General features: G+C 62.0%; 23 protein-coding genes. 2 read left to right on the plus strand and 21 right to left on the minus strand.

Going from position 1 to position 26,173, the window contains the following annotated elements; genetic code table 11:
* Positions 1-10: 10 nt before the first annotated feature.
* From AC1DXM_RS00210 to yajC, 8 genes are all read right to left on the minus strand, one after another.
* Positions 11-1,480 carry a GmrSD restriction endonuclease domain-containing protein gene (locus AC1DXM_RS00210; RefSeq protein WP_477231234.1) on the minus strand — a complete coding sequence of 490 codons (1,470 nt, stop codon included), beginning with the start codon at positions 1,478-1,480 and terminating at the stop codon, positions 11-13.
* Positions 1,481-1,568: 88 nt separating this feature from the next.
* Positions 1,569-2,516, minus strand: a complete 948-nt coding sequence (locus AC1DXM_RS00215) for a sterol desaturase family protein (protein WP_477231235.1) — start codon at positions 2,514-2,516, stop codon at positions 1,569-1,571.
* Positions 2,516-2,950 carry a hypothetical protein gene (locus tag AC1DXM_RS00220; RefSeq protein WP_477231236.1) on the minus strand — a complete coding sequence of 145 codons (435 nt, stop codon included), beginning with the start codon at positions 2,948-2,950 and terminating at the stop codon, positions 2,516-2,518. The genes AC1DXM_RS00215 and AC1DXM_RS00220 overlap by 1 nt, the downstream gene beginning before the upstream one ends.
* A gap of 82 nt (positions 2,951-3,032) precedes the next feature.
* On the minus strand, positions 3,033-3,854 hold the full coding sequence (locus tag AC1DXM_RS00225) for a phytoene/squalene synthase family protein (RefSeq protein ID WP_477231935.1): 822 nt from the start codon (positions 3,852-3,854) through the stop codon (positions 3,033-3,035).
* 25 nt (positions 3,855-3,879) lie between these two features.
* Entirely contained in the window at positions 3,880-4,269 is a 390-nt protein-coding gene (locus tag AC1DXM_RS00230) for an Mth938-like domain-containing protein (RefSeq protein WP_477231237.1), read from the minus strand.
* Between the two features lie 11 nt (positions 4,270-4,280).
* Entirely contained in the window at positions 4,281-6,833 is a 2,553-nt protein-coding gene (gene secDF, locus AC1DXM_RS00235; protein ID WP_477231238.1) for a protein translocase subunit SecDF, read from the minus strand.
* 185 nt (positions 6,834-7,018) lie between these two features.
* Positions 7,019-8,113 carry a SecDF P1 head subdomain-containing protein gene (locus AC1DXM_RS00240; RefSeq protein ID WP_477231239.1) on the minus strand — a complete coding sequence of 365 codons (1,095 nt, stop codon included), beginning with the start codon at positions 8,111-8,113 and terminating at the stop codon, positions 7,019-7,021.
* Positions 8,114-8,169: 56 nt separating this feature from the next.
* Positions 8,170-8,517, minus strand: a complete 348-nt coding sequence (gene yajC / locus AC1DXM_RS00245) for a preprotein translocase subunit YajC (protein ID WP_112564772.1) — start codon at positions 8,515-8,517, stop codon at positions 8,170-8,172.
* 270 nt (positions 8,518-8,787) lie between these two features.
* Here yajC and AC1DXM_RS00250 point away from each other — a divergent pair, with 270 nt between their 5' ends.
* Positions 8,788-9,663, plus strand: coding sequence for an ATP-binding protein (locus tag AC1DXM_RS00250; protein ID WP_477231240.1), 876 nt, complete (start codon positions 8,788-8,790; stop codon positions 9,661-9,663).
* Positions 9,664-9,666: 3 nt separating this feature from the next.
* Here the strand turns inward: AC1DXM_RS00250 and AC1DXM_RS00255 are convergent, their stop codons facing one another.
* Entirely contained in the window at positions 9,667-10,482 is an 816-nt protein-coding gene (locus AC1DXM_RS00255; protein ID WP_192257299.1) for an AraC family transcriptional regulator, read from the minus strand.
* A gap of 111 nt (positions 10,483-10,593) precedes the next feature.
* Between AC1DXM_RS00255 and AC1DXM_RS00260 the strand changes: the two genes are divergently transcribed.
* A complete protein-coding gene (locus AC1DXM_RS00260) occupies positions 10,594-11,484 on the plus strand; it encodes an NAD-dependent epimerase/dehydratase family protein (RefSeq protein WP_477231936.1) in 891 nt (296 codons plus the stop codon).
* Positions 11,485-11,593: 109 nt separating this feature from the next.
* Here AC1DXM_RS00260 and AC1DXM_RS00265 read toward each other — a convergent pair whose 3' ends face one another.
* From AC1DXM_RS00265 to argS, 12 genes are all read right to left on the minus strand, one after another.
* Positions 11,594-13,087: a peptidoglycan DD-metalloendopeptidase family protein gene (locus AC1DXM_RS00265; RefSeq protein ID WP_477231241.1), complete on the minus strand. Its 1,494-nt coding sequence runs from the start codon at positions 13,085-13,087 to the stop codon at positions 11,594-11,596.
* A 117-nt stretch (positions 13,088-13,204) separates the two neighbouring features.
* Positions 13,205-13,858, minus strand: a complete 654-nt coding sequence (locus tag AC1DXM_RS00270) for a protein-L-isoaspartate(D-aspartate) O-methyltransferase (RefSeq protein ID WP_477231242.1) — start codon at positions 13,856-13,858, stop codon at positions 13,205-13,207.
* 29 nt (positions 13,859-13,887) lie between these two features.
* The gene (gene surE / locus AC1DXM_RS00275) at positions 13,888-14,646 is read right to left on the minus strand and encodes a 5'/3'-nucleotidase SurE (RefSeq protein WP_477231243.1); all 759 of its coding nucleotides are present in this window, start codon (positions 14,644-14,646) and stop codon (positions 13,888-13,890) included.
* Positions 14,646-15,950, minus strand: coding sequence for a serine--tRNA ligase (gene serS / locus AC1DXM_RS00280; RefSeq protein ID WP_477231244.1), 1,305 nt, complete (start codon positions 15,948-15,950; stop codon positions 14,646-14,648). Before serS ends, surE begins: the two co-directional genes overlap by 1 nt.
* A 116-nt stretch (positions 15,951-16,066) precedes the next feature.
* Positions 16,067-16,942, minus strand: coding sequence for a twin-arginine translocase subunit TatC (gene tatC, locus AC1DXM_RS00285; RefSeq protein WP_477231245.1), 876 nt, complete (start codon positions 16,940-16,942; stop codon positions 16,067-16,069).
* Complete coding sequence (gene tatB, locus AC1DXM_RS00290) at positions 16,939-17,685, minus strand: Sec-independent protein translocase protein TatB (RefSeq protein WP_477231246.1); 747 nt, start codon at positions 17,683-17,685, stop codon at positions 16,939-16,941. The genes tatC and tatB overlap by 4 nt, the downstream gene beginning before the upstream one ends.
* A 29-nt stretch (positions 17,686-17,714) precedes the next feature.
* The gene (locus tag AC1DXM_RS00295) at positions 17,715-17,936 is read right to left on the minus strand and encodes a twin-arginine translocase TatA/TatE family subunit (protein ID WP_023667688.1); all 222 of its coding nucleotides are present in this window, start codon (positions 17,934-17,936) and stop codon (positions 17,715-17,717) included.
* A gap of 180 nt (positions 17,937-18,116) precedes the next feature.
* Positions 18,117-18,902: an SMC-Scp complex subunit ScpB gene (gene scpB / locus AC1DXM_RS00300; protein WP_477231247.1), complete on the minus strand. Its 786-nt coding sequence runs from the start codon at positions 18,900-18,902 to the stop codon at positions 18,117-18,119.
* Entirely contained in the window at positions 18,899-19,702 is an 804-nt protein-coding gene (locus tag AC1DXM_RS00305) for a segregation and condensation protein A (RefSeq protein WP_352588928.1), read from the minus strand. Before AC1DXM_RS00305 ends, scpB begins: the two co-directional genes overlap by 4 nt.
* A 64-nt stretch (positions 19,703-19,766) precedes the next feature.
* Positions 19,767-20,786: a beta-N-acetylhexosaminidase gene (nagZ, locus tag AC1DXM_RS00310; protein WP_455858973.1), complete on the minus strand. Its 1,020-nt coding sequence runs from the start codon at positions 20,784-20,786 to the stop codon at positions 19,767-19,769.
* Between the two features lie 133 nt (positions 20,787-20,919).
* Positions 20,920-24,255, minus strand: a complete 3,336-nt coding sequence (locus AC1DXM_RS00315) for an SPOR domain-containing protein (protein WP_477231248.1) — start codon at positions 24,253-24,255, stop codon at positions 20,920-20,922.
* A gap of 103 nt (positions 24,256-24,358) precedes the next feature.
* Complete coding sequence (argS, locus tag AC1DXM_RS00320; protein WP_477231249.1) at positions 24,359-26,122, minus strand: arginine--tRNA ligase; 1,764 nt, start codon at positions 26,120-26,122, stop codon at positions 24,359-24,361.
* Positions 26,123-26,173: the final 51 nt, after the last annotated feature.

The following is a 26,173-nucleotide window of genomic DNA, read 5'->3' on the forward strand; positions in this document are numbered from 1 at the left end:
GATCAGCAAACTAGGTTGAAGCTGTCCCACGCGAACGATTGCAATATCGGTGGGTCAATCTTGCGTTTGACATCGCAGTCTCACCGCCATGCGAAAATGGTTGGATGTGATCGACCTCGGAATCATCAATATGCTCAATCTGCTGTTTGCAAATCCCACAAGTCGGGTCTAGCTCATACAATTGGCGTTTCTCAGGGTAGGAGTAGACTCGCCGCTCCTTTGGACGGACTTTTATGATTTCCTCAAGTGCATCGCCCCATTTCTTAAATCTAGTTCTGACACGAGCAGCGTCGGCAGTGCCCAACATGATGGCGTCGTTAAAGTCGCGATCAGTAACGCACATCTTAATGTATTTCTCCCTAATTTCACCTTTGTTTTCAATAATTTGTCGTTTTTCGTAGCGCGCGAACCAAAACATAACCACGTCAAATACGGCTTTATTGATCGATCGCTCCCATCTTCCTCTCGGATTATTGTCATTGCCTTCCGAATAACGTCGAAAAGCGCTCTCACCAAAAACAGTAAATGACAACTCCACAGCATTTGAAAAGTCTTTGGTATATTTCTCACTCAAATCTGAAGAAATATTTCTGCGTTCCCTCATATGACTATTTAAAAACGATCTCATCTTTTCATTGTAGTTTAAATGAGTAGATTCGTTGAAAGCCATAAATCTAAGAACAAGTTCGACATCTTGCATTCTCGCCGCAGAATTATTTATCCCAAGCATTTTTTGAAAGATCGGATTATTCGCCAACTCGCACAGCTTATTGTTATAAGGCCCTCTGTAGATACAATTTCTAATTTCCTGGTCAGCCAGTGCGACGGACCCTGTATTTAGGCGTTCGAATATCTCAAATTTTACGTCCGGATGAGATTCCTTTGAAATCTTAATAATTTGGATAGTAAAATTATTAATTGTTTTCCGCAAATCAGGAGGCAAGTCTGCATAGCCAATCTTTTCATACTGAGAAAGGATTTTCATTTTCCCGAGTCGAAACGGTCGATGTTTTACATTCTCGCCACGAGTACGCCTCTCCTCGTCTTTCTTTGAAAGTGGAAAAAATCCTTCAATGAAAGAGAAGCAAGTGGTTAGCCTTTGTTGACCATCAATCACAACCTCCAGTCCGTTTTCTTCCTCTGCCGTGTAGACAAGCGGGAGTGGAACATGAAGTAGGATAGACTCGATTAGTTTCGTTGCCTTATTTTTGTCCCAGACATAACCACGCTGAAATGACGGGCGAGGATCAAGCTCCTTATCCTCCTTGCATGCGCGGTACAGGTCAATTACACGCCTAGCGGCAGATGAAAAATTAATCGGAGTAAACGCCGACTTTGGTAGGTCTAACGGTCCTTCATCTTCATCCTCGGGCTCAACCGAGATGTCCGACGACTCCATATCATTTGGATCGCCTGATTTATTTTGGAGTATCAGAAGATCTTCAGAATCTGCAACTTTAGCATCTTCACCATCGCCCATTAGATTTCCCCATCCCGCCAAACGCTCCCAATCATTCGCGACAGGCAATGTAAGTCAACATAAATTTAGTATTCTTCGGCAATTCCGCTTATTGTTCGGATCGCAGGGGAACCCGCAGCCCCGGCTTGCCCGCCTCGGCCGGGTTCCTTCTGACATACGCAGCCTTCAAACTCTCCGAAGTCTCGCGCGAGCCGTCATGGCTCCAGCCTGGCGGCTTGATCAGGTAGTTGATGCGATCGCTGGGCGTCAGCCCCGGCGCGAAGGCATCCCTGAACATGCCGATCCATTCATGGAACGCCACTTTCAGCGGGTTGAACGTGCCGAGATTTTTCACGATGCCGTAGCGCGGTCGATCCTCTTCCAACTCCTCGACGAAGGTGCCGAACATGCGGTCCCAGATGATCAGCGTGCCGGCATAGTTGGCGTCGAGATAGCGCGGATTGGTGGCGTGGTGGACGCGGTGGTGCGAGGGCGTGTTGAAGATGAATTCGAACCAGCCCCACATCTTGCCGATCGCCTCGGTGTGGATCCAGAACTGCCAGACCAGGTTGAAGCCGAAGGTGAAGGCGATGACCGCCGGATGGAATCCGAGCAGCACCAAAGGCGCCTGCAGCACGAACATGAAGGTGAACAGCCCGCTCCAGCTTTGCCTGAGCGCCGTCGACAGATTGTAGTGCTGGCTGGAATGGTGATTGACATGCTCGGCCCACACCCAGCGCACCCTGTGCGCGATACGGTGATAGACGTAGTAGCGCAGGTCATCGAGCAGGAAGGTGGCCAGGAACACCCATACCGACAGGCCGAGATTGAAGAAGCGGAACTGCCACAGCCACAGCAGCGCCCAGTAGGAGACGACGCCGAGCAGCAGGCCGGCGACGACATTGCCGGTGCCCATCATCAGGCTGGTCAGCGTGTCGCGCGTCTCGAACGAGCCCTTGGCACGGCCGGTGCGCACCAGCCAGAGCTCGATCAGGATGGCAGCGACGAAGAACGGAATGGCAAGCTGGGTCACTTCAGGGAAATTGTAGTCGTCCATCACGCGGCCTCCTTCGCCAGGCTCGGATTGTGCGGCGCAAGCACCGCCGCGACGGCCCTCGCGTCAGCCTTGTCGGTGAAGGCGAAGCGTCCGCCTTTCCAGGTGAAGTCGGCCAGTCTGAGCGCGATCGCGCCGGCTTCGTCGACGTCGAGGGCCAGGACATCGTGTGGCGTGACGATCCGGGTCAAGAAGCAGTCGCCGACGCTGTGGACGATGCCGATGCGCGCTGGACCGAGATCGAGGAACGCCGTCCTGCTATCCGCCGTCAGGCGCACGGCTGCTGCCTTCTCGTCGGGAAAATCATCGGCGAAACGGTTGAGCGCCTGATGCGGGCCGGCAAGCGTCGCAATCTTGCTACCGCCGGTGAAGTGCACGGCCAGCACCGACAGCGCAATGCCGATAACGACGAGTGCAACCAGCACAGGCAGGCTCATGGACAGGAATCTCCTCCGGACCGGTCGCGTCTTTTGGCGACGATTTCGGGCCGACGAATCTCTAGCACGATTGACGTTTACGTCAAATGGCTGGCCAGCCTCGCATTGCGCGTCTGAGCAACAGCCAATGCCGGCGCAACGCCGAAAGCCGCGCTACGCCGGCCAGGGGCGCCTGGCGACCACTCGCCATCTTGCCGAGATAGGCGCTGGTCAGGGCCAGCGGCAAAAATGCCGGGCGCAGCGTCTCCGGCAGGGCCGAAGCCCCTTGCTCGAAAGCGCGGAGATGCTCCTGCGCCAGCGCGATCATTGCAGGCACCGCCCGCGCCGCGCCGGGTCCGCCATCGCCGCTGACGAACTCTTCCGGCGACGAACCCGCCGCCGCCAGGATATCCGCCGGAACAAAACATTGGCCGCGCCGGCGATGCAGCGGCAACAGCAGCAACAGGCCGGTCATGGCCTGAGCGCAGCCCGCCCTGCCCGCCAGTTCGGCAAAGCGCGGCGCCTCAATGGGATCGAGCACCATCGCCGCCAACTGGATCAGCGCCGCGGCCGTCTCGCCGCAATATCCCTCGAGATCGGTGCGCGACGGCATCGGATCGTCATAGAGGTCGAAGATGCGGGCTTCGAGCATGTTGTCGAAGGCAGCTTTCGGCAGGCCGCGATCGGCAATCGTCGCCTTCAGCGCGTCGGCGAGCGGGTTGCCGGTGGCTGCCGCTTCTGCGGCGATGACATCGCGCCACCATTGCAGCCGCACTTCGCCAGGCAGCGCCTCATGGATCCGATCTCGGACAGAAGCGATCTCGGCGTTGAAGGCGTAAAGCGAAAACAACGCCTGGCGCTTGTCGGCAGGTGCATAGAGCGCGCTGACATAGCGGTCATGGTCGCCGGCGCGCACCGCCTCCATGACGATGTTGGCGGTATCGGTCACGTCAGTCGACGGCGATAAGGGCTGCGGCCACGGCGCGGTCTTCGGCAAGCAGCACATTGTAGGTCCGCACCGCCGCTCCCGTCGACATCGGGTCGGAGGCAATGCCCGCCGCTTTCAATGCCGCGCGCAGTGCCGCCGGCAACGGTCGCAAATCCTTGCCGGTGCCGACCAGCAGGATCTCGACCTTGCCGGCCTCGGCTAAAAGTAGGCTGAAATCCGCTGCCGTCAGCGCCAGCGGATCGGCCGGTTCCCAGCCGTGGATGCCCGTGGGCAAGCAGAGCAGCGAGCCGCGATGCGACATATCGGCGAAGCGGAAGCCGCCATTGCCATAGGCTTCGATCGGCGCGCGGCCGGGGAAATGCGCCTCGCGGATGACGATGCCTTTTGCCACGTGAGCGGCCGTCAGGTCGCCATGGCCTTGCCGCCACCCACCGGCTTCTCATCATCGGCGGTCGTGGCCTGCGGCCGCAACCTGAACAGGATCAGCAAGGGTGCTGCGATGAAGATCGACGAGTAGGTGCCGAAGACGACACCGAACAGCATCGCCATGGTGAACGACCGGATCACTTCACCGCCGAACAGCACCAGCGCCAGCAGCGCCAGGATCGTCGTCACCGAGGTCAGCGTCGTTCTCGACAGCGTCTCGTTGATGGCGTTGTTCAGCAATTGCGGCAGCGGCATCTTTTTGTATTTTCGCAGATCCTCGCGGACGCGGTCATAAACGACGATCGTATCGTTCAACGAATAGCCGATGATGGTCAGGATCGCCGCCAACGACGACTGGTTGAACTCGAGCCCGGTGATGACGAAGAAGCCCAGCGTCATCACCACATCGTGCACCGTCGCCACGATGGCGCCGACGGCGAACTGCCATTCGAAGCGGAACCAGACATAGACCAGGATGCCTATCAGCGCGACCAGCATGGCAATGGTGCCTTGCTTGGCCAGTTCGCCCGAAACTGTGGGACCCACCACTTCGACGCGGCGGAAATCATAATTATCCTGCAGCTCACCGCGCACCTTGTCGATGACGGTCTGCTCGGCATTCTCGCCACCCTCCTGGGTGCCGACGCGGATCAGCACGTCGTTGGGGGCGCCGAACTGCTGCACCTGCACTTCACCGATGTTGAGCTCCGACAGCCGGCTTCTGATATCGCCGATATCGGCGTCGCCTTGCTTGGACTGCACCTCGATGATCGAGCCGCCCTTGAAATCGATGCCGTAATTGATGTCGATGGTCAGGAATCCAATAACCGACAGGACCGACAGCAGGCTGGACAGCGCGAAGGTCCAGCGGCGGATGCCCATGAACGGGATCTTTGTGCCGGGCGGAATGAAGGTCACCGGCGCACGCGGCAATTCCTTCGGGCGCGCGCGGCGCAGCCAGATCGACACCAGCAGACGGGTGAAGGTGAAGGCGGTGAACACCGTGGTCAGAATGCCGATGGCATAGGTGATGGCGAAGCCCTTGACCGGGCCGGTGCCGAGATAAAACAGCACCACGGTGGCGATCAGCGACGTCACGTTGGAATCGACGATGGTCGCCAACGCCTTCGAGAAGCCGGTATCGATCGCCTGGATCACGGAGCGGCCAAGCCGTCGCTCCTCACGGATGCGCTCATAAATCAGCACGTTGGAATCGACCGCCATGCCGATGGTCAGCACAATACCGGCAATGCCGGGCAAGGTCAGCGTCGCACCAAGCAACGACAACAGACCGACGATCATCGCCACGTGCACGGCAAGCGCAATGTTGGCGAGGAAGCCGAGGAAGCCGTAGGCGACGAACATGAAGGCGACGACAAGGATGGAGCCGATAATGCCGGCGACCTTGCCGGCATGGATCGAATCCTGGCCAAGGCCCGGGCCTACCGTGCGTTCTTCGATCACGGTCAGCTTCGCCGGCAGCGCGCCGGCGCGCAGCAGCACGGCGAGATCGTTGGCGCTCTCGGCGGTGAAATTGCCTGATATCTGGCCGCTGCCGCCGAGGATCGGTTCGCGAATGACCGGCGCCGAAATCACCTGATTGTCGAGGATGATGGCGAATGGCTTGCCGACATTCTGCTGGGTCGCCTGGCCGAACCGGGTCGCGCCGCGCGAATTGAAGGTGAACGAAACCACCGGCTCGTTGGTCTGCGAGTTGTAGGTTGCCGTCGCCTTCGCGAGATCTTCGCCCGAAACGATGACGCGATTTTCGACCAGATACGGAACCGGCGGATCGTCCTGCGAGTAAAGCACCGAAGAGCCTGCCGGCGGGCGGCCGTTGAGCGCATCCTGCACCGACATCGAGGTTTCGACCATCTGGAAGGTCATCTTGGCGGTCTGGCCGATGATCTCCTTCAGCCTTTGCGGATCCTGCAGGCCGGGCACCTGGACCAGCACACGGTCGTCGCCCTGCCGCTGCACGATCGGCTCGGTGGTACCGAGTTCGTTGACGCGACGCTCGACGACTTCGATCGACTGCGCCAATGCGGCCGAGGTGCGGTATTTTACGCCGGCATCGGTGACGGTGAATTTGAGCACGCCGGCTTCGGAATCATCCAGCGACATTTCCTGGATGGAACCACCGGTGAACAGGCCGGCGGCGACCGGATCTGTCAGCGGCTTGAGCGCCGTCTTGGCGGCATCAATCTGATTGGGGTCCGTTATGCGCACCTGCACGGTTTTGCCGGTGCCGCCGAGACCGGTATAGCCCACCTTCGCGTCGCGCAGCAGCGTGCGGATTTCGTCGCGCGTCGTCTCCAGCTGCGCCTTGACCAGATCGTTCTGGTCCATCTGCAAGAGGATGTGCGAGCCGCCCTGCAGGTCGAGACCGAGCGTCATCTGCCGCTTCGGCACCCAGCTTGGCAGTTGCGCCAATGTGCTGGCGGGGAAAAGGTTGGGCGCGGCAAGGATGAACGTGGCGGCCACGGCCAGCCAGATCAGGATCATCTTCAGGCGCGAAAAATACAGCATATGGCGTCGTCCGTCAGGGCATACTGGCGGATCGTTCCGCCGACAATTCGGTTATTTCTTGGCGTTGTTATTTGCCACCGGCTCGCCCTTACCCTGCACATCGTCGATTGTCGAGCGCGCTAAGGTCAATTCGGCGCTGCCGCTGGCAGCGGTTTCAGCGTCAATCGCCTCTGTCGGTTTCCATTCTAATTCTGAACGCCGCCGGGCGCTATCGTTCGCACGTCGACTATTTTCAGCTTTGCCGGCATCGGGCCCGAACGCAGAAGCAGGGCAAGATCCTGAGCGCTCTCCTTGGTGAAGTTGCCTGATATCTGACCGGTACCGCCAAGGATCGGCTCGCGGATGATGGGCGCCGAAAGCACCTGATTGTCGAGGATTATCGCAAAGGGTCTGCCGACATTCTGTGAGGTCGCCTGGGCAAAACGCGTCTTACCCTTGGTATCGAAGGCGAACGATACAACCGGCTCATTCATGGCCGAGTTGTAGGTTGCCTGGGCATTGACGATGTTGTCGCCGGAAACAATGACGCGGTTTTCGACCAGATACGGAACCGGCGGATCGTCCTGCGAATAAAGCACCGAGGAGCCTGCCGGCGGACGGCCGTTGAGAGCGTCCTGTACCGGCATCGTCGTATCGACCATCTGCAAGGTCAAATTGCCGGGCTGCCCCAGAATGTCAGTAAGCCGAGCTGGCGTCTGCAAGCCGGGCACCTGAACAAGGATGCGGTCATTGCCTTGCGGCTTTACGATCGGTTCGACACTGATGCCGTCGCTGACCCGGCGTTCGACGACTTCCATCGATTGCGCCAGCGCCATCGACGTCCGCAGCTTCACGCCCTCATCCGTCAGCGTGAGCCTGAGAAGTGCGGGTTCCGGTTCATCAAGCAGCATCTCCCTGACCGGATTATCCCCGGCGACCGGATCGGTGAATATCTTCAGGGCTGCCTTTGCGGCATCGACTTGTGCTGGTTCCCTAACGTTGAGATGTACCTCGCGGCCAGCCTGACCAAGCCCCTTGTAACCAACTCGAGCATCGCGCAGCAGCATGCGAATGTCGTCAAGCACTGCCTCGAGACGAGACTTGACCACATCGTCCTCGTCGATTTCGAGCAGCAACTGCGAGCCGCCCAGCTGCTCGAAGCTCGCGTGCCGCTTGGGCAGCCAAGCAAGAAGATCGTCGAGCGTCCCGTCCGGCTTCAGGGAGCGCGCGCCAAGCAGCACGCCCAACACCACCACGACCACCAGCCCGATCAGGATCTTCGTAAGGCGCGAAAACCGCATATGGCGTTGCCCGTTGCTGGTCTACCCTGCCCCAAAATCCGGTTCTGTTCTGGACCTTACTTCTTGGCGTTCTGGTTGGCCACCGGCTCGCCCTTGACCCGCACGTCGGCGATCGTCGAGCGCAGCGCCGTCACCTTGGTGCCGCCGCCGAGGTCGATCTCGAGCTCATGGTCGTCGATCACCTTGGTCACCTTGCCGACGAAGCCGCCGCCAGTGATGACCGTGTCGCCACGGCGCACGGCCGAGAGCATCTCCTGGCGCTTCTTCAGCTGCGCGCGCTGTGGCCGGATGATGAGGAAATACATGATCACGAAGATCAGCACGAATGGGAGTATCATGCCGATATCCCCGAACGGACCAAGCGGAGTTCCGGTGGCTTGGGCGTATGCCGGTGTGACGAACATCAAGAACTCCTGGTTACGAAGAAGGCCATAAGGCGGCCTCGCCAAATTTGGCCGGAATATAGTGGGTAAAGTTGCCAATGCAACTGGACAGCCCGGCTTTCGGCTGCTTTTCCGGCCGGTTGACCCGTGTTAGAGCATGCTCCCGGATAAAGGGCGTGGTTTGCACAAAAGATCATGCTCAAACAAAAGCTTGGAACCAGTTTTTATCGCCCGGACCAGGACGATTTCCGCCCCTGCGCACGTTTGCAGAACAAACAAAAAGACCGAGACATGACCGACAGCACCATCGAGGCCCTGAACCAAAAGCTCGACCGCCTGATCGAGGCGGTCACCCGCCTCGCCCCGCCGCCCGTGCCGCAAACCGATCTTGCCGTGGCCGACTGCTTCGTCTGGCAGGCCGATCCCGGCTATCTCGAGCCGGTGCGCAAGGTCAATCGCGTCGACATCGGCCTGATCCGCGGCGTCGACCGGGTGCGCGACATTCTCGTCGAAAACACCGAGCGCTTCGCCGCCGGCCACGCCGCCAACAATGTGCTGCTGTGGGGCGCGCGCGGCATGGGCAAATCCTCGCTGGTCAAGGCCGTGCATGCCGAGATCAATGCCAAGGCCAAATCCGACCTGCCGCTGAAGCTCATCGAAATCCACCGCGAGGACATCGATACGCTGCCCAGGCTGATGGGCCAGTTGAAGGCGGCGCCCTTCCGCATCATCCTGTTTTGCGACGATCTGTCGTTCGACCATGACGACACGTCCTACAAGTCGCTGAAGGCAGCGCTTGAAGGCGGCGTCGAGGGCCGCCCGGCCAATGTCATCTTCTACGCCACCTCGAACCGCCGGCACCTGCTGCCGCGCGACATGATCGACAATGAGCGCTCGACCGCCATCAACCCGTCCGAGGCGGTCGAGGAAAAGGTCTCGCTGTCCGACCGTTTCGGCCTGTGGCTCGGCTTTCACAAATGCTCGCAGGACGAATATCTCGACATGGTCAACGGCTATGCCAGCCATCACGGACTGGCGATCGACCCGGAGCAGCTGCGCGCCGAAGCGCTGGAATGGGCAACGACGCGCGGCAGCCGCTCCGGCCGCGTCGCCTGGCAGTTCACGCAGGATCTGGCGGGACGGCTCGGCAAGCCGCTAAAGGATTGAATGTCACTTGGGCGGCTGCGCCCGTCGCAAGTCGCGCGGCGTCTGGCCGATCTCGCGGCGCATCCAATACGCCAGGTGTGATTGGTGCGCGAAGCCGGTCAACGCCGCTATCTCGCTCGTGCTGAGATCGCCGCGCCGCAGCAGGACGCACGCCCTTTCCACGCGGCGTCGCAACACATAGCGATGCAAGGTGACGCCCATCGCCGCCTTGAACCATGTGCGCAGATGCGAACTGCTCGCGCCGGCCACCCGGCTCAAGCGATCGATCGAAAGCGGCTCGTCGAGAGCGGCCTCGATGTGTTCGAGGACACGCTTGAGCTGGGCGTCAGACAACCGGTTCGCTCGAACCATGTCAGGGCCATCGAGGTCGAGCAGCCTCACCGCAAGCGCGGCGCCGATGCTTTCGGCAAACAAAGGGCCACTCGGCGCGCCTGCGGCGAGATCGCTCTGCAGCGCTCGAGCCAGATGCTCGATCCGCTGGTCACGCAGCAAATGTCGTGTGTCCAGCCGCGATGCTCGCGCCTTGCCGCCAAGTTCCGCGGCGACCCTTTCCATCAAGGCCGGCTGCAAGACGATCTCCATCGTGTCGAACGGGGTTTCGGCCTCGAAACCGCCCTCCTCGCCGGCCGGCACAAGGTCGATGTCGCCGGCGCGCCTGACGAAATATCGCCCGGCCTGATTGCAGTAGGAACGCGTCGCCGCGCTTGCATGCACCATGATGCGATGGTGCGCCGCGCGGGGCAGCCGATGGACGCCTGCCTCGATATGTCGGCAAACCATCGTGACGTCGGACGAGGCCGGAGCGAATTGCGGAAGCATGCTCTCTCGATTCATGGCGAAACCTGTTCAAGATTTGGCAATTCCCGCGCGATTTTCAACGCCGCGAACCTGTACTCCCGCCTCTCCTTTAAACACGGAAGAGAGGTTGCGATGAGTTCGTATGTTGTTGTCGGCGCGGGCCCGGTTGGTCGCGAGACGGCTCGCCTTCTTGGCGAGGAAGGCCATGATGTCATCCTGACCAGCCGAAGTATCGGTTCGAACGTGTTGCGGAATGTGCGGTCGGTACAGGCCGACGCCACGGACGCCTCGGCGCTGTCACGTGTGTGCCAGGGCGCCGATGCCGTTTTCATGTGTGCCATGGCCACATATCATCGCTGGCCAACAGACTTTTTCCCGATAATCGACGGCACCGTGCGCGCCGCTGAAGCAGTAGGCGCCAAGCTCATCGTGCTTGGAAACCTCTATGGTTACGGCAGGAATGGCGAAAACCCGCTGCGCTCCGACATGCCGCTGGACCCAAATTCGAAGAAGGGAACCGCCAGGACGATCATGTGGCAGCGGGCGGCCCGCGCCAGCGTGCCGGCGATCGAAATCCGGTCCAGCGACTATCTCGGGCACGGCGCGATCAGCTACTTCTCGCTGATTGCGCTGCCCTCCATCATCGAGAGCAAGCCAACCGCTTTCATTGGTGACCTCGACGCCACTCATGCCTGGAGCTTCACCAAGGACGTCGCCAGGACGCTCGTCGCCGCCTCACGCTACACCGGCGAATGGGGACGGGCGTTTCATGTCCCCTCGCAATACGCCTCGCCCAACGAGCTTATCCGCAAGACCGCGGCGATGCTTGGCCGGAATATTGCCGAGACGCACTCCTATTCCATCCCCGAGATGGAAGCGCTCGGCATGCATGAGCTGATCGAGATGAGGTACCTCTTCGAGACCCCCTTGCTGATTGATTCCTCCGACGCGGAGACGCTTCTGGGCGTTAAGGCCAGCAGCCTCGAGGAGATGGTCGCCGACACCCTCCAGGATTATCTTTAAGTCCGGTCGTCAGGCAATCTTCCGCAACTGAAAAAGCCCGCCCCTTGGCAGGGCGGGCTGAGACGGCGGGCCGGACTGGAGGTCAGACGGCCTGCAATCGTTTATTGTTCTATTCGAGATAGCCGGACGGATCGACCGGGGCCGAGTTCTTGCGCACTTCGAAGTGCAGCTTCGGCGAGTCCGTGGTGCCGCTCATGCCCGACAGCGCGATTTCCTGGCCGCGCTTGACCTTCTGGCCGCGCTGCACCTCGATCGAACTGGCGTGGCCGTAGACGGTGACCAGCCCATTTTCGTGGCGCACCAGCACCGTGTTGCCGAATTCCTTGAGGCCGTCGCCGGCATAGATGACGACGCCATTCTCGGCCGCCTTGACCGGCGTCCCCTCCGGCACCGCGATGTCGACACCGTCCTTGCCGCCACCAAAGCTGGAGATGACGCGGCCACGCACCGGCCAGCGCATCTTGCCGATGCCGGTGGCATCCGGCGCAACAGCGTCGTCGTCCTCGGCCTGCTGGATGACCTTGGCGTCCTTCTTCGGCGGCGTGTAGGTGGCGAGCGTCTCCGTCGGCTTTGCCGCCGGCTGGGTGGTGGCCGTCGTCACCGGATCAACCTTTGCCGGCTTGGCGCTGGCGACGGTCGCAGTGCCGCCGGCCGGAACCTTCAGCGTCTGGCCGATCTTGAGCAGACCGTCCTTCATACCATTCGCCTGCTTCAGCGCGACGACGCCGACGCCGGTCTTCCTGGCGATTGACGACATGGTGTCGCCCGACTGCACGGTATAGGTGCCGGCACCCGCCTTGGGCGTGGCCGCAGCCGTCTGCTGCGCCGGCTTGTCGGTCTTCGGCTTGTTCGCGGCGGCCGAAGCGTCGACCTGAGCGGCGGATTTGCCGTCCTTGAGTTTTGGCTGCTGCGGCAGCACGGCGACCTTCTCCGGCGCCGGCACCTTGGGGCTGTTCGCCGGCTTGCCGTCGGCAAGTTTGGGCTCGGTCCCCTTGCTCGAATAGGCGTAGGCCGGGATGACCAGCTTCTGGCCGGTCTTCAGCCCCTTGGTGGCGCTCAGGCCGTTGACCTTCATGATCACATCGGCCGGCACGTGATAGCGCTGGGCGATGCCGGAAATGGTCTCGCCATCCTTGACCACGATCTCGGTCGCATGCGGCGTGCCGGCAGCAGCCGGTCTCGGATCGGACTCACCAGCATTCTTGAACGGCCTTGCCGGCTGAACGGTGCCGGTCGTCGTCGTCCTGTCGACATGCGGTGCCGGTGCAAGTGCTGGCGCGGAAGCGGTGCGCATCGGCGCCGCTGCCGGCTGGCTTGGCGGCGGCAGCTGCTGGACGGTGACCGGCTCGAGGCTGGAGCGGCTGACCGACTGGGTGTGGCTGCCATCGACGGGTGCGGCCGAAACGTCGCCCGGATAGGGCTGCGCGGTGCTCTGCTTGTCGATGATGGCGCGCTGATTGTTGGTCGAGGAGGTGAAGACGTCGTCGACACCGTTGAACCGCGAGGCCTGGGAGCTACACCCCGCAGCCACGCCGGCTAGCATGAGGACAGCGCAACCCCGCGACAGAGTACGCCCGTTTGCCTTCAAAACACTGAATTGCATCGCACTAACCCGCACAGACCCGGTACACACTGGTCATGATTAAAGCGCGTTAATGTTACTGGCGGGTTAACCCATTAGAATCCGACGCAAATTTTCTTAAAATATTCGAACGCGCTGCTAGATCACTGCCGCGACGCTGCGCAGGATCGGCTGCAGGCGCACGGTTCCAATATCCTCGCGCTCGAAACGGCTGCCGACCTTGGTCAGCTTGGCCAGCACCTGCTCGCCCTCTTCCGGCCCGATCGGCGCAATGACGATGCCGCCGCTCGACAACTGGTCGAGCAGGAAGCGCGGCAGGCTGTCGAATGCCGCCCAGGCGACGATGCGGTCGAACGGCCCTTCATTGGCAAGCCCGCTAGAACCGTCCGCCTGACGCACGACGACGTTGCCGATGCCGAGTGCCTCGAAGCGTTGCTTGGCCTGCTCAGTCAGCGTCTTGTAGCGGTCGATCGAGACGACCCGCGCCGCCAGCCGCGACATCACCGCCGCCGTGTAGCCGGAACCGGTGCCGATCTCGAGCACGCGGTTGCCGGACTCTATTGCCAACGATGCGATCACCGCGGCCTGCAGGTCGGCGCCTTCGATCGCCTCGCCGCATTCGATCGGCAGCATGCCGTCCGACCAGGCGATGGAATGGTACTGTCCGTTGAGGAAGCCGCGCCGCGGCGTCGCTTCAAAGGCGGCGATCAGCGCCTTCGGCACCGCGCCCTGGCCACGCAGGCGCAGCAGGAAAGCGGCGAAACCCTCGCGGTCGTCGAGCGGCAGATTCATGCCAACACCTTGTTCATGCCAAAACCTATCTATGCGAGTGCCTTGGTCAGTTGATCGCGGATTTCATGCGCGGTGAGGTCGAGCTGCAGCGGCGTCACTGACACCAGCCGATTGCGCAAGGCGTAGAGGTCGGTGCCTTGCTTGCCTTCGACCGGCTCGCGGCCGAAGCGCAGCCAGTAATAAGGCAGGCCGCGCCCGTCGCGGCGCTCGTCGACCCACAGGCTGTGCACCAGCTTGCCTTGCGAGGTGACCACAGTGCCGGCGACCTCGTCTGGCAAACAATTCGGAAAATTGACGTTGAGCAGCACGCCGTCCGGCAGCGGCATGGCGACCAGCTTCTTCAGCAGCGCCGGCGCCAGCGTCTCGGTGGTCTCGTAGGGAACAACGCGATCCTCGCCGACATAGGAATAGCCCTGGCTGAGCGCGATCGAGCGGATGCCGAGCAGCGCGCCTTCCATGGCGCCGGCGACGGTGCCGGAATAGGTGACGTCGTCCGCGATGTTGGCGCCGGAATTGACGCCCGACAGGATAAGGTCAGGCGGGCCGGGCAGGATCTTCTTTACGCCCATGATGACGCAGTCGGTCGGTGTGCCGCGCACGGCATAGTGTTTCTCGCCAATCTTGCGCAGCCTGAGCGGCTCCGAGATCGACAGCGAATGCGCATAGCCCGACTGGTCCTGCTCCGGCGCCACCACCCAGACGTCGTCCGACAGCGTTCGGGCGATACGTTCGAGCGACGCCAGGCCCTCGGCGTGGATGCCGTCATCATTGGTCAGAAGAATGCGCATTATCTCGATTCGATCTTCGCCAGACCACCCATGTAAGGCCGCAGCACTTCAGGAATGGTTACGCTGCCATCCTCATTCTGGTAGTTTTCGATGACAGCAATAAGCGCGCGGCCGACGGCAGTACCCGAGCCGTTGAGCGTATGGACGAAGCGGTTGCCCTTGCCGTCCCGGTCCTTGTAGCGGGCATCCATGCGCCGGGCCTGGAAATCGCCACAGACCGAGCAGGACGAGATCTCACGATAGGCGTTCTGCCCGGGCAGCCAGACCTCGATGTCGTAGGTCTTGCGCGCGCCAAAGCCCATGTCGCCGGTGCACAGCACCATGGTGCGGAACGGCAGTTCCAGCCGCTTCAGCACTTCTTCGGCGCATTGCGTCATCCGCTCATGCTCGGCCAGCGAAGACTCCTGGTCGGTGATCGAGACCAGCTCGACCTTGTTGAACTGGTGCTGGCGCAGCATGCCGCGCGTGTCTCGCCCGGCCGAACCCGCTTCCGAGCGAAAGCACGGCGTCAGCGCGGTGTAGCGCAGCGGCAGTTTTTCATGCGCTGTGATTTCTTCGCGCACCAGATTGGTGAGCGGCACCTCGGCAGTGGGGATCAGGCCCAGCCGGCCATCGCCATGGGGCGTGAAGAACAGATCGTCCTCGAATTTCGGCAACTGGTTGGTGCCGAACAGAACTTCGTCCTTGACCATCAGCGGCGGGATGATTTCCTCATAGCCGTGCTCGGTCGTATGCAAGTCGAGCATGAACTGACCGATGGCGCGTTCCATGCGCGCCAGCCCGCTCTTCAGCACCGTGAAGCGCGACCCCGACAGCTTTGCCGCCCGCTCGAAATCCATCATGCCGAGCGCTTCGCCGATCTCGAAATGCTCTTTCACCCAATTCGGGCGCGTCGGCACCTTGCCGACGATGTGCCTGACGACATTGTCGTGCTCGTCCTTGCCGACCGGAACGTCGTCGAGCGGCACGTTGGGCAGCACCGCCAGCGCGTCGTTCAGCGCCTTGTCGAGTTCGCGCTCGCGCGCCTCGCCATTCTGGATGAAGGTCTTGATGTCGCCGACTTCGGCCTTGAGCTTTTCGGCAAGGGCTGCGTCGCCCGAGCGCATGGCGTTGCCGATCTCCTTCGAGGCGGCGTTGCGGCGCTCCTGCTTGGTCTGCAATTCGGTGACGTGCTCGCGACGAGCCTCGTCCCTGGCGATCAGATCATCGACCGTGGACTGCGCCTCGTCAGCCGACCACGAGCGCTTGGCCAGCGCCTCGACAAGGGCCTTCGGGTTGTCGCGAATCCATTTGATATCAAGCATGGGTAGTACGCTCCTGAGCTAGGCCAGAGGGCGTAAACCGCATCCTTGATCGATGCAAGACGAGCGTTCAGCGACCGTCGCGTTTTTCCGCAGACGCGGACACCAGAACGGTGCGGCTAGGAGGGAGCCTGCGTCGAGGAGGCTTTCGCTGCCTTTTCGGCCACGGCTTCGGCAGCTTCCTGCTTCTCGCGCGCCAGCTTCTGCTTGACCTGATCGCGCTCGATGAACCGGGCCGCCCAGATCGACACTTCGTAAAGCAGGATAGTCGGGATGGCCAAGCCAATCTGGCTCATCGGATCGGGCGGCGTCAGCACCGCCGCGACGACGAAGGCGATGACGATCGCCCATTTGCGCTTTTCGGCCAGCGCCTTCGACGACAGCATGCCGACGCGCGTCATCAGGCTGGTCACCACCGGCAATTGGAACACCAGGCCGAAGGAGAAGATCAGCGTCATGATCAGGCTGAGATATTCCGACACTTTCGGCAGCAGCGAAATCTGCACCTGGTCGTCGGTGCCGGCCTGCTGCATGGCGAGGAAGAACCACATCACCATCGGCGTGAAGAAGAAATAGACCAGCGACGCGCCCATCAGGAACAGGATCGGCGAGGCGAACAGGAACGGCAGGAAGGCGTTGCGTTCGTTCTTGTAGAGGCCGGGCGCGATGAATTTGTAGATTTGCGTGGCGATCAGCGGAAAGGCGATGACCATACCGCCGAACATGGCGAGCTTGACCTGCGTGAAGAAGAATTCCTGCGGCGCCGTATAGATCAGCTCGACCTTGTGCGGATCGAGCCCTGCCCATTGCGTCGCCCATTTGAACGGAATGACCAAAAGGTTGAACAGTTTTTTGGCAAAGAAGAAGCAGACGAGGAAAGCGACGAAGAAGCCACCGATCGACCAGATCAATCGCCGGCGCAGCTCGATCAGATGCTCCATCAGCGGAGCCGACGACTTCTCGATCTCGTCCTTTTCGCTGTCCGAAATGCTCACTTGGCGGCTCCCGCCGTCTTCTTAGGCGCAGGCTTTTTGACCGGCGCAGGCTTCGGGTCAGCCTTTGTAGTTGCCTTTGGTGCAGCAGCTGATTTGGCGGCTTTTGCCGGCGCCACCTTGGCGGGCGCTGCTGACAGTTTGGCCGAAGCCTTCGCCGCCGGTGCGGCCTTTGCCGGTGCTGACTTGGTTGCCGCCGTCTTGGTTGCCGGGGCGTTCGCTTGCTTCGGTGCCGGTGCCTTTTTTGCAGGCGCTTTCGGTGGCGTTGCCGTTGCAACAGCCGGCGTTACCACGGACTCGTCGGTCATGGCCGGAAAGATCGGCGCCGCCGGCGCTGCTTCCGGTCCGTCGATACCAGGCATCACCGTCGCGCCGTTCTTGAGCGGCTCCGCTGCCTGCGGTGTCTCTGCCGCCGGCGTCGAGGGATCAACCGCAGGCTTCGGCTTCATCACCGCGTCTACGCCGGAGCGCACGTCGGCTGCCGCCTGTTCGAACGGATTGAGCTGCTTGCGGATCTCGGCTGCCGGATTAAGGCTTCGCAGCGTATCGACCGACTTCTTGACGTCGTCGAGTTCGGCTTCCTTCAGCGCCTCGTTGAACTGCTTCTGGAAGTCGGCGGCCATGGCGCGCAGCTTCGCCGTCGTGCGGCCGAAGGTGCGCAGCATATTTGGCAAATCCTTAGGCCCGACGACCACGATCATGACGATCGCGATCACCAGCATTTCGGTCCAGCCGACTTCAAACATGGCAATCTGTTCCGACTAGAACCTTGGGCTCAGCTCTTGCTGGCCTTTTCCTTCACGGCCGAAACGGTCTCGTCGGGGCGGTGCTCGACGGTGCGCTTGTCATCGGCGGTGTCGTCGTCGGCCATGCCCTTCTTGAAGCTCTTGATGCCCTTGGCCATGTCGCCCATCAGCTCGGGAATCTTGCCGCGGCCGAACACCAGCAGCACGATCACCAGCACGATCATCCAGTGCCAAATCGAAAATGAACCCATTGTAACTCTCTCTCGGATGTTTTCCCTGGCGATGATCTATGCGTTTTCGCGTTGGGATTCAAACACAACCGCGACAAAGTTTATGAAGGCGCGGCTTATGTCACGCATTTTCGGTAAAGCTGCCCGCTACCAATCGGCGCATCTACAACCGCAATGCAGCTTTTTGACAGCGGCTCGCGGTCAATCTTCCGTGACGCGCGGCGTCAACAGGCCGAGTTCCTCGAGGTCGATGTCGGTCAGCGCATCCTCGTCCTCGGTCAGCGCGTCCGGATCGGCCGGCGGCAGCGGGATGGCGAAATTCGACGGCATGCGGCCGGAAAGCAGCCCGGCCCCTTTCAACTCGTCCATGCCGGGAAGATCGCGGATTTCCTCCAGCGCGAAATGGTCGAGGAAACTGTCCGTCGTACCGTAAGTGACCGGACGGCCGGGCGTGCGGCGACGGCCGCGCATCCGCACCCATTCCGTCTCCAGAAGCGTGTCGAGCGTACCCTTCGACGTCTCGACGCCTCTGATGTCCTCGATCTCGGCACGCGTCACCGGCTGGTGGTAGGCGATGATCGCCAGCACTTCGAGCGCCGCGCGTGAGAGCTTCCTTTGCTGAACGGTATCCCTGCTCATCAGGAAGGCGAGATCGCCGGCGGTTCGGAATGCCCAGGCATCGCCGACCCGCACCAGATTGACGCCGCGCCGCGCATAGATCTGCTGCAGCTCGGCCATCGCCGCGGCGATGTTGATGCCGTCGGGCAGTCTGGCTGCGAGCTGTTTTTCACTGACCGGCTCGGCGCTGGCGAACACGATCGCCTCGGCCATGCGCACGGCTTCCGCCATATGCAGCCGTTCGCCGGGGTTCATGGGCGCGTTCTGGGACGAATTGTGGGTCTCGGTCGGGTCCTGGGCGATAATGCCCTCCTCCGTCTCTTCTTCGACCTTGAACGGAATGACCGAAGCGTTGGCGCGTTCGCTCATGATGCCACCTCAACTGCCTTGATTGCCGATGCCCGGTGGTCGCGCAGATAGATCGGCGCAAATGCCTGGTCCTGCCGCACATCGATCTGGCGCTCGCGCACCAACTCCAGCGTCGCGGCGAACGAACTGGCGATCGCCGTGCGCCGTTCTTCCGGGCTCGTCATATATTCTATCAGGAAGCTGTCGAGCGTCGTCCAGTCGCGCATCGAACCGATCAGCCGGGCCAGAATGTCGCGCGCATCCTTGAGCGACCAGACGCCGCGCCGGGCGATCGTCACATTGGTGATCGCCTGTTTCTGCCGCTGCTGGGCATAGGCGGTGAGCAGGTCGTAGAGCGAAGCCGAATAGGCGTTGCGCTTCTCGACGATGACCATTTCGGGCATGCCGCGCGCAAACACGTCGCGGCCGAGCCGGTTGCGGTTGACCAGCCGCGCCGAGGCGTCGCGCATGGCCTCCAGCCGTTTCAGCCGGAACTGCAGCACCGCCGCCAGTTCCTCGCCGCTCTCGCCTTCCTCGCCGGGCTGCTTGGGGATCAAAAGCTTCGACTTGAGGAAGGCCAGCCAGGCCGCCATCACCAGATAGTCGGCGGCAAGCTCGAGCCGCAGCGCCCTCGCCGTCTCGACAAAGGTCAGATATTGCTCGACCAGCGCCAGGATCGAAATGCGCGCCAGATCGACCTTCTGTGTGCGGGCAAGGTGCAGAAGAAGGTCAAGGGGACCTTCGAAACCGGCGACATCGACGACCAGCGACGGATCGCCGGTGACGCGTGAATCGTCGTTCTCGGCCCACAGACGGTCCATCGGTGCGGCCTTCGCAGCCTTGCTGTCCAATGTTTCCGCCACTTAGCCCTGCTTCCTTTTTGGTCTAGGCCACCGCGTCGAAATAGGTGGCAAACTCGGCGCGTATCTCGGTTTCGTCGGCCCGGTCACGATCCCTTATATAGGTCAGCGCCCGCTTGGCGCGTTCCAGCGACGTCCCTTCAAGTCCTGTGGTTCGCGATGCGATGCCCGCCATCTCCTCGAAAACGCCATTGCAGTGAAGGACCAGATCGCAGCCCGCCGCAAGGATCGAGGCCGCCTTTGTCGGGAAATCCCCAGAAAGTGCCTTCATCGAAGTGTCGTCGCTCATCAGAAGCCCGTCGAAGCCGATCTCGCGGCGGATGATCTCGTCAATGACCTTGCCCGACGTGGTCGCCGGGTTGTTTGGATCGATGGCGCTGTAGACGACATGCGCCGTCATCGCCATCGGCAGATGGCTAAGCTCCCGGAACGGGGCGAAATCATGCCGCTGCAGGTCGCTCAGCGAGGCATCGACAACAGGCAGTTCGAAATGCGTGTCGGCAAAGGCGCGTCCATGGCCCGGAATGTGCTTCATGACCGGCAGCACACCCCCCGACATCAGCCCTTCCGCCGCCGCGCGGCCGAGCTCTATGACTGGGCGCGGCTCCTTGCCATAGGCACGCGCGCCGATAACGTCGCTGGCGCCCTCGATCGGCACATCCAGCACCGGAAGGCAATCGGCCGAGATGCCGTAGCGCAAGAGATCGAAGGCGTGCAGCCGTGCCATCAGCCAGGCGGCGCGGGTGCCGGCGTCATGGTCCTTGCGCCACAATGCGCCGAGCGCGCCGCCGGCAGGATAATTCGGCGCCAAAGGCGGCCGCAGGCGCTGCACCCTTCCACCTTCCTGGTCGATGAACACCAGCGCATCGGGGCGCCCGATGCAGTCGCGCATTTCGGCGACCAGATCGCGGATCTGCTCGGTCTCGCCGATGTTGCGCGCAAACAAAATGAAGCCCCACGGGCATTCATTGCGATAGAAGCGGATTTCGTCGCGAGTGAGCGATTTCCCGGCACAGCCGAGGATCATGGATTTTGATTCGGTCATCCCGTCAGTTTAGGGCTTCGCGCCGTCAAAGGGAATCACCCTGGGCCGTAAGCCTCCGAACCCCACGCCCATCCACATGAAAAAGCCGGCGCGACCCTTTGGGAACGCGCCGGCTTTGATGATTGGTCAGGTCTTAGCGCGACACGAAGCAGTTGCCGCCGGCAGCCTTGTAGCTGGTGCACAGATTGATCGCATCGTTACGCGACTGCGCCGGGACGCGGACACGGTAGAAGGTGCCCTTGCCGGCGATCTCCGCCTTGACGATGTTGGCGGTGCGGCCCGCAAGCACGCTGCCATAGCGGCGCTGCAGGTCGGCATAGTTGGCCTGGGCGCTTTCGACCGTCGGCTGCGAAGCAATCTGCATCGACCACGAACCGCCGCCTGATGTCGAAGCCGTCGCCGGAATGGAGGCAACCTGGTCGGGCTTGACCTCGCCGACCACGTCGACCGGCTGGTCGGACGGGCGCTGCGGCGCCACGGCAACCGTCTCCGGCGTATTGGCGGACTGGGTCTCAACCTTTGGTGTAGCCGCCGGCTTCACCGGCTTGACCGGCTTGGCGGTCTCGGCACTTGCCTGGTCGCTGTTTGCCTGATCGGTGGCAGGCGCCACGGTGCCGGTCTGCTCGGCATCGGCTGAAGGGGCGACGTGCTGCGGCGCCGGGTCAAGCGGCTCGGCAGCCGCAATCTGCGGCGCAGCCGGCGTCGGGTCCTCGCGTGCCACCAGGGAGCCGTCAGGCTTGACCACCATGGTCCGCACCTTGCGCGGGGCAACGGCGACCGTATCGGGGTTCTTGTCGGCTTCCTGCAGCACCTGCGCGATGCGATCCTCGGACTTGGGTGCCGGTGCGACGGCCGCTTCCGGATTGCCGGCGGCGTCGGGGTTGCCGGCGGCACCAGTGCCAGGGGCAGCGTCGGTCTCGTCGGGCGACAGATCGACAACGCGGCTTTCCGGCTCCTGTGCCTTCACATCGACCGGCTCTTCGGTTGATGTGACCAGCTTCTCCTGCACCGGCTCGGCCGGTTTGGTGCCCTTGGCGACCGCGTCATAAACCTTATTGTCCTGGTTCGGCACGACAGCGCCGCCCGGATTTTCCGGCTTGACCTTGATCGGGGTGTTGTCGGCCTTGACGATCACCGGGGCGTCGCTGCCGCCCTTGCCGCCAAAGGACAGGGCAAAGGCACCGAGGCCACCGATAACAGCCACCGCGCCGACGACCCCGGCGATAAACAGGCCGCTCCGGCGCGGCTTTGCGGCTTCCTGTTCAGCCAGGCCCGGCACCGCCATCGCTTCGTCCAGGTCCGGATCGTAGTCGAGTTCGTCGACCGCGAAATCGTCGGCCTGCGAAACCGGCTGGCTGCCGGGCAAATCGCCCAGGTCGAAGCCACCGGCTGCACCGGCGTAGGCATTCTGCGTCGCCGCAAGTACTTCGGCCGGCCGCGCAGCATAGGCGCGCTGGTCGAGCTCATGGCCAGAATTGAAGCCGGAGCTGTAGGATTCGTCGTCATAGGCGGCGCTGCGCGTGGCCGCAGGCGGCTGCGCCACTTCCACCGCGTTCATGTCGGTAAGCAGGCCGGCGAATTCGGCGTCGATATCGTCATAGGCCGCCGGCTCGTCTTCCTGGAAGCTGAGCTCGGGAATATCGAGGTCATCGGCGATCGCCACCACGCGCTCCGGCACATCGACCGTCTCGACATCCGGCATTTCGTCATAAGCCGGAGGCGGCGCTTCGCGCGTCGGCGCCGGCGCCACATAGGCGGCCGCCGCGACCGGCTGGTCGCGATAGGTTGGTGCGGCTGCCGCAGGCATGGAAGGCTTTTCTGCAATAGAAGCCTGGGGCTGCGCTGCAAAGGAAGGCTGGGCGGGGGTCGGGGTCACGCGGCTCCACGAACGCGCCGGCTCCGGCGGCGTCGAGCGCCAATCGCCAGCGACCGGCGCGGCTGTGTCGTCATCACCGAGATCGATGCCCTTGGCCAGGGCCGCGTCGAAGGCATGATCGTCGAACTCGATCTCGGGCTCATGGCCCTCGAGTTCACCGGCAAGCAGATCGTCGAATTCGGCATCGTTCTGGGTCGCGGCGACTTGAGGAGCCTGCGCAGGCGCGTGTTCGTCCAGGTCCCAGTCGAGATTGTCGCCAGGAGCCGCCGGCGCCGCGGCGGACCGCTGCACCGGGACGACAGGCTCATAGGCCCTTGTGGGCTCGATGACTGGCGCCGGTCGTGGTGTGGTCATCGCGCCAAGCAGCGCGTTGAGTTCATCTTCCAAAGTCCGTTCGTCAGCGGCCGGCGCGGCCGGGGTCGCCACAACGGCGGGCGCCACATAGGCATGGGCGACCGGAGCTTCCTGAACCGGCGCTGGCTGGACCGGGGCGGCGGCGACCTCGGCAGCCGACTCGTGGTCGGCAACCGCGTCGTCGATGCTCAGATCGAAATCGTCGAACGCTTCGTGCGCGGCCTCATGGGAGGGGCTTGCCTCCGCAGTCCAGGCCGGCATCTCATCGGCTTCCGGCGCATCGATCTCAACCGGGGCGCTAGCCTCCAGATTGCTGACGTCCAGATCGCGCTCTTCCGGAGCCTCGGCTTCAACAGGCTGAGCTTCGAAAGCCTGAGGCTCGAAATCCTGGCCAGCGAAATCCCGGGCAGCGAAATCCATGTCGACATCGGCCATCGCGTCGTCGAAATGGCCGGAAAAATCCTCGTCGGCAATAGCGTGGTCGCCGGCATCCACGACCGGCGCCTCGGTTGCCGGAGCGGCATACTGGTGCTGCGCCGGCACATTTGCGTCCAGCGTCAGTTCGTCTTCCAGCGACAGCGAGACGGCATTGTCGAAATCATCGTCGAATGCGACATCGTCAGCAGGCGCAGCAACGTCGGCAACAGCCGCGCCATGGGCAACGCCATCGGCGACATCGTTATCGAGCAGCAATCCCTGCTCGAGCGAAGCGGCAAGCTCGTCGTCCATCGGCAGGTCGTCTTCGAGCGGCGACACGTTTTCCAGCGAGCTGGCGACAGCCATGTCGAAATCGTCGTCGAATGCAGGTTCGTCGAGTGCAGGCTCGGCAAACGAAGGCTCGGCGGCTGGCGCCACGGCCTGCGGGCGAGCACCAAAAAAATCATGATCGGCGGCGTCGTCGAACACGAAATCATGGTCCAGCGAAGCGGCGAGCGCATCGTCCATCGCGGCATCGGCGGTTTCGAAAGCCGGCTCGCGACTCTCGGCGGCAGGTTGGTGAACCTCGGGAGTTGGCTGGCTAACCTCCACGGAGACAAGATCGTCGCCGAGTTCGCCCATCAACTCCTTCTCGAGGTCGATGTCGAAATCGCCCTCGTCCGCAACCTTCTGGACGACCGGCGCCTGTGGCTTGACCGGCTGGCGTGGATCAAAACCCATGATCCTGGTCAGTTCCGCGAACGGATCATCCTCGGCGATGTCGTTGTTGTCGGCTGCTCTCAGCTGGGTTCTGTCTGCCATTATTGTTCCCGAACTCGCACTCATTCGGACGCCATGGACGTCGCGTAGGGTTGGCCCTTACCAGCGCAATGTGGGCAAATGGTGACAGGTTTTTTAGTCAAACCTAACGCATTTCGGTGGGCGCATCAGCCCCAATCAGCGTCAGGCCGGAGGTCAAAACATCCGAAACAGCCTGCACCAGCCCTAGTCTGGCATGCGTCAATTGTCGGTCGTTAACCTTAACAAAACGTAAGTCCGGATTATCGGTGCCCCGGTTCCAGTGTCCGTGGAAGCTGGAGGCCAGATCGTAGAGGTAGAATGCCAGCCGATGCGGTTCCAGCGCAAGGGCTGCGGATTCGATCAGCCGGGGATATTCAGCCAGCTTCCGGATAAGCCCGATCTCGCCCTCGTCAGTGAGCGACGCCGAGGCGGCCGCCAGGCTGTTGCGGTCGAAATTCGCCTCGCCCAACTGCTCGCTCGCCTGCCGGAACACCGAATGGCAGCGCGCCGAGGCGTACTGCACGTAGAACACCGGGTTGTCCTTCGACTGCTCGGTCACCTTGGCAAAGTCGAAGTCGAGCGGCGCATCGCTCTTGCGATAGAGCATCATGAAGCGGATCGCATCGCGACCCACCTCCTCCACCACTTCGCGCAGTGTCACGAAGTCACCCGACCGCTTCGACATCCGAACCGGTTCGCCGTCGCGAAACAGCTTCACCAGATTGCACAGCAGCACGGTCAGCTGGAGCTTCAGATCATCGCCGGAAATCGCCCGCGCCAGCGCTTCCAGCCGTTTGACATAGCCGCCATGGTCGGCGCCCAGCACATAGATCAGGTCGACAAAGCCGCGATCGACCTTGTCCTTGAGATAGGCGACGTCAGCGGCGAAATAGGTGAACGAGCCATCGGACTTGACCAGCGCCCGGTCCATATCGTCGCCAACCGCGGTCGAGCGGAACAGCGTCTGCTCGCGGTCTTCCCAGTCGTCCGGCTTCTCGCCCTTGGGCGGCGGCAGCTTGCCCTTGTAGATATGGCCCTTCAGCGTCAGATCGTTGATCGCCGAGCGGATCTTCTTGGCGTTGTCGGCATGCAGCGTGCGCTCGGAGAAGAACACGTCGTGATGGACGTTGAGCAGCGCCAGATCGGCGCGGATCATCGCCATCATCGCATCGATGGTGCGGTCCTTGACGATGGCCAGCGCCTCGTCATCAGGCATCTGCAACAGCTTGCGGCCAAATTCCGCGACCAGCGCCTGACCGACCGGCACCAGGTAATCACCGGGGTAGAGACCGGACGGTATCTCGCCAATGTCGTCGCCCAGCGCTTCGCGGTAGCGCAGAAAGGCCGAACGCCCGAGCACGTCGATCTGCGAGCCGGCGTCGTTGATTATGTATTCCTTGGTCACGTCATAGCCGGCGAAGGCCATCAGATTGGCCAGCGTGTCGCCGACCACCGCGCCCCGGCAATGACCGACATGCATCGGCCCGGTCGGGTTGGCCGAGACATATTCGACATTGGTCTTGCGGCCACCACCGATGGTCGAGCGGCCATAGTTGCGGCCCTGGCCGAGCAGCGCGGTCAGATGCGCCTGCCAGAAAGCGTCCTTGAGCCTGAGATTGACGAAGCCCGGGCCGGCAACATCGGCGCCAGCGACGTCGGCGTCAGCGCGCAGCACTTCCACCAGCCGTTCGGCCAGCGCGCGCGGGTTCTGTCCGGTCGGCTTGGCCAGCACCATCGCCGCATTGGTGGCGAGATCGCCATGGCTGGCGTCGCGCGGCGGCTCCACGGCGATGCGCGACAGGTCAGGCGAAACGCCATTACTGTCTTTCAAATCAAGCGCTTCGACGGCTTTTGTGGTTCGCGCGCTGAAATCGGCGAAGATGTTCATGGGTCTTGCTCTGGCGGACTGTGCAGGAGAACCGGCTCATTGGCCGGCAAA

It is taken from the genome of Mesorhizobium sp. P3_A2, assembly GCF_056403115.1.

What these genes read in the sequence shown, in the direction of transcription:
- scpB (WP_477231247.1), bottom strand. Translation starts at nt 18,902, where the DNA reads ATGAGCGAACGCGCCAACGCTTCGGTCATTCCGTTCAAGGTCGAAGAA.
- AC1DXM_RS00260 (WP_477231936.1), top strand. Translation starts at nt 10,594, where the DNA reads ATGAGTTCGTATGTTGTTGTCGGCGCGGGCCCGGTTGGTCGCGAGACG.
- yajC (WP_112564772.1), bottom strand. Translation starts at nt 8,517, where the DNA reads ATGTTCGTCACACCGGCATACGCCCAAGCCACCGGAACTCCGCTTGGT.
- argS (WP_477231249.1), bottom strand. Translation starts at nt 26,122, where the DNA reads ATGAACATCTTCGCCGATTTCAGCGCGCGAACCACAAAAGCCGTCGAA.
- serS (WP_477231244.1), bottom strand. Translation starts at nt 15,950, where the DNA reads ATGCTTGATATCAAATGGATTCGCGACAACCCGAAGGCCCTTGTCGAG.
- tatB (WP_477231246.1), bottom strand. Translation starts at nt 17,685, where the DNA reads ATGTTTGAAGTCGGCTGGACCGAAATGCTGGTGATCGCGATCGTCATG.
- AC1DXM_RS00215 (WP_477231235.1), bottom strand. Translation starts at nt 2,516, where the DNA reads ATGGACGACTACAATTTCCCTGAAGTGACCCAGCTTGCCATTCCGTTC.
- AC1DXM_RS00250 (WP_477231240.1), top strand. Translation starts at nt 8,788, where the DNA reads ATGACCGACAGCACCATCGAGGCCCTGAACCAAAAGCTCGACCGCCTG.
- AC1DXM_RS00210 (WP_477231234.1), bottom strand. Translation starts at nt 1,480, where the DNA reads ATGGGCGATGGTGAAGATGCTAAAGTTGCAGATTCTGAAGATCTTCTG.
- surE (WP_477231243.1), bottom strand. Translation starts at nt 14,646, where the DNA reads ATGCGCATTCTTCTGACCAATGATGACGGCATCCACGCCGAGGGCCTG.
- AC1DXM_RS00295 (WP_023667688.1), bottom strand. Translation starts at nt 17,936, where the DNA reads ATGGGTTCATTTTCGATTTGGCACTGGATGATCGTGCTGGTGATCGTG.
- AC1DXM_RS00220 (WP_477231236.1), bottom strand. Translation starts at nt 2,950, where the DNA reads ATGAGCCTGCCTGTGCTGGTTGCACTCGTCGTTATCGGCATTGCGCTG.
- AC1DXM_RS00270 (WP_477231242.1), bottom strand. Translation starts at nt 13,858, where the DNA reads ATGAATCTGCCGCTCGACGACCGCGAGGGTTTCGCCGCTTTCCTGCTG.
- AC1DXM_RS00240 (WP_477231239.1), bottom strand. Translation starts at nt 8,113, where the DNA reads ATGCGGTTTTCGCGCCTTACGAAGATCCTGATCGGGCTGGTGGTCGTG.
- secDF (WP_477231238.1), bottom strand. Translation starts at nt 6,833, where the DNA reads ATGCTGTATTTTTCGCGCCTGAAGATGATCCTGATCTGGCTGGCCGTG.
- nagZ (WP_455858973.1), bottom strand. Translation starts at nt 20,786, where the DNA reads ATGACCGAATCAAAATCCATGATCCTCGGCTGTGCCGGGAAATCGCTC.
- AC1DXM_RS00225 (WP_477231935.1), bottom strand. Translation starts at nt 3,854, where the DNA reads ATGGAGGCGGTGCGCGCCGGCGACCATGACCGCTATGTCAGCGCGCTC.
- AC1DXM_RS00255 (WP_192257299.1), bottom strand. Translation starts at nt 10,482, where the DNA reads ATGCTTCCGCAATTCGCTCCGGCCTCGTCCGACGTCACGATGGTTTGC.
- AC1DXM_RS00305 (WP_352588928.1), bottom strand. Translation starts at nt 19,702, where the DNA reads ATGGACCGTCTGTGGGCCGAGAACGACGATTCACGCGTCACCGGCGAT.
- AC1DXM_RS00265 (WP_477231241.1), bottom strand. Translation starts at nt 13,087, where the DNA reads ATGCAATTCAGTGTTTTGAAGGCAAACGGGCGTACTCTGTCGCGGGGT.
- AC1DXM_RS00315 (WP_477231248.1), bottom strand. Translation starts at nt 24,255, where the DNA reads ATGGCAGACAGAACCCAGCTGAGAGCAGCCGACAACAACGACATCGCC.